Consider the following 1,843-nt stretch of genomic DNA (forward strand, 5'->3'; position numbering starts at 1 on the left):
CCGGCCGCGCTCGCGCGGCTTGCCGACGGCGCGCGGCGCATCGCCCCCGCCGACGGCGCGCCGCTGTTCGCCCAGGGCGACCCGCCGGACGCCGTCTTCGCCGTGCTGGAGGGCAAGGGCCGCGTGCGCGTCGGCGCGCCCGATTCGGCGGCGAAGCGGCTGATGGTCGAGGTGTTCCGCGCCGGCGACGTGTTCGGCGAGATCGGCGTGCTGGACGGGGCGCCGCGCAGCGCGGACGCGCTGGTGATGGGGGAGGTGCGGCTGGTACGCATCTCCGCCCAGGCCTTCCTCGAGACCGCGGAGGCGGAGCCGGCGCTCGGCCTCGCCCTGGCGCGCGTGCTCTCGGCCCGCCTGCGGCGCACCTTCGGCCTGCTGCAGGACGCGACCTTCGCGCCGCTGGAAGTGCGCCTCGCCCGCCAGGTGCTGTACCTGCTCAAGACCGACTCGGTGAAGACGGAACGCGGCGTGCGGCTGGCCGCGCGCTTCCGGCAGGGGGACCTCGCGGACCTGCTGGGCGCGACGACGCGCAGCATCATCTCGATCCTCAACGCCTGGCGCAGCGCCAACCTCGTCGCCTACGACACGGAGAAGGCGTACCTGTTCGTGCTGGACGAGGCCGGGCTGCAATCCGTCGCCGCCGGGCCGCGCGACGCGGGGTGAAGCGCTTCATGGCGCGCGGGCCGCGATGCCGCTTGAAGGCGTTCATGATGCGCTTCCTGCCGGGTCTCGCCGTCCTGCTGGTCCTCGCCGCGCCGGGCCTCGCCGACAGCGTGACCGCGCCCGCGCCGACCGCCGTTCCCGCCCTGCCGACCGACAAGCCGCCCGCGATTGCGCCGCCGCGGCAGGTGCTGACGGTCGAGGCGCCGACCGCCAAGCCCCCGCCGCTGGAGCGCACCGCCGCCGAGATCCCCGGCCCGGAATGCGTCGCCGCCCATCGCGCGCTGATCGACGACGCGCTGGCGGAAGCCCGCCGGCGACTGCCCGAGGCGATCCGCCTGGTGCGCGAGGAGCCCAACCACCCGCATATCCGCCGCTGGTTCGGCGACGCGCCGCGCAAGACAATCCGGCTCACGCTGGAACTCACCCTTGCGCGGCTCGAGGACATGACCGGCGTCGACCTGCGCTGCAACGACCCGCCGGGCTGCCCGGGCGGGCGCTTCGCCTATGCGCGGGAACGGGACATGGTGCTCGGCCTCTGCGCCCCCTATTTCCGCGCACGGATGGACGGGACGGATTCGCGCTGGGGCATCCTGATCCATGAGGCGTCGCACCTGGCCGCCAATACGCGCGACCATGCCTATCGCCCGAACGGCGCGCTGACGCTGGCCAAGGAGAATTCCGCCCGCGCCGCCGAGAACGCCGACAACTACGAGTATTTCGTCGAGACGCTGCCGCGCTGACCCTCAGCTCCGCGCGCGCAGGACGAAGAGCGCGGCGAGCGCCGCGAGACCGAGCGCGAAGGTCAGCCACAGCGCATGCGCGCCGTGCGCGTCCACCAGCAGCCCGAAGCCATAGGGCGCCAGCGCCTGCGCCGCGCGCGCCGGCGCGGTCACGATGCCCTGCCGGCGCCCATATCCCGCGGGACCGAACAGCGCGAGCGGCAGCGTCCCGCGCGTGATGGTCAGCATCCCGTTCCCCGCGCCGTGGATCAGCACGAAGATCGCCGCCATCGGCGCCCCGCCCGCGATCAGCACGACGACCGCCACGGGGTGCGCCGCCGCCGCGATGCGCGCCGAGACGAGCGGGCTGATCTTGCGCAGGAAGCCGAATTCCAGGATGCGCGCGCCGACCTGCGCCGGGCCGAGCAGCGCGCCCGCCGCCACCGCCGCCGCCGCCGTCGCGC

Annotated in this window: 2 protein-coding genes and 1 pseudogene; 2 read left to right on the top strand and 1 reads right to left on the bottom strand. The window is 74.8% G+C overall.

The window, feature by feature from the left end; all coding sequences use genetic code 11:
* The coding region (locus HW577_RS24455) for a Crp/Fnr family transcriptional regulator (protein ID WP_198378700.1) at positions 1 to 660 on the top strand (660 nt) is incomplete at its 5' end.
* A gap of 44 nt (positions 661 to 704) precedes the next feature.
* A complete protein-coding gene (locus HW577_RS24460) occupies positions 705 to 1,400 on the top strand; it encodes a M35 family metalloendopeptidase (protein ID WP_198378701.1) in 696 nt (231 codons plus the stop codon).
* A 3-nt stretch (positions 1,401 to 1,403) separates the two neighbouring features.
* Here the strand turns inward: HW577_RS24460 and HW577_RS24465 are convergent.
* Positions 1,404 to 1,843 (bottom strand): annotated as a pseudogene (locus tag HW577_RS24465) (MFS transporter); the annotation flags it as partial.

The sequence above is a fragment of the Neoroseomonas rubea genome (assembly GCF_016106015.1).
In the GTDB taxonomy this organism is placed as follows: domain Bacteria; phylum Pseudomonadota; class Alphaproteobacteria; order Acetobacterales; family Acetobacteraceae; genus Neoroseomonas; species Neoroseomonas rubea.

Coding starts and splice junctions, on each gene's coding strand:
- HW577_RS24460 (WP_198378701.1), top strand. CDS start 705: ATGATGCGCTTCCTGCCGGGTCTCGCCGTCCTGCTGGTCCTCGCCGCG.